The organism is Mesorhizobium sp. M5C.F.Ca.ET.164.01.1.1 (assembly GCF_004792125.1).
GTDB lineage: Bacteria > Pseudomonadota > Alphaproteobacteria > Rhizobiales > Rhizobiaceae > Mesorhizobium > Mesorhizobium wenxiniae.
In genome coordinates, this window is the sequence record NZ_SRTG01000623.1 from 1 (window position 1) to 280 (window position 280).

At 67.5% G+C, this 280-nt stretch carries 1 protein-coding gene; it reads left to right on the forward strand.

Translation table 11 applies throughout. From position 1 onward, the window contains the following. Positions 1–31 precede the first annotated feature (31 nt). Positions 32–280: DUF302 domain-containing protein (locus EN807_RS35045; protein ID WP_246684548.1), on the forward strand; the 249-nt coding region annotated here is incomplete at its 3' end.

Consider the following 280-nt stretch of genomic DNA (forward strand, 5'->3'; position numbering starts at 1 on the left):
GCCCCGGGGGCAAGCGCGAAGCGGCGGAGTGATGGCAGGGAGGGGCCTGATCTCCATTGAAAGCCGCTTCGGCGTGCGTGAAACCATCGACCGGCTGGTCGAGACCGTCACCGGCGCCGGATTGCGCGTCTTCGCACGGATCGACCATGCCGCCGGCGCGCAGGAAGTCGGTGCCGCGCTTCGTCCGACAGAATTGCTGATCTTCGGTCACCCGAAGGGCGGCACGCCACTGATGCAGGACCGGCAGCTTGCGGGCATCGACCTGCCGATCAAGGCGTTG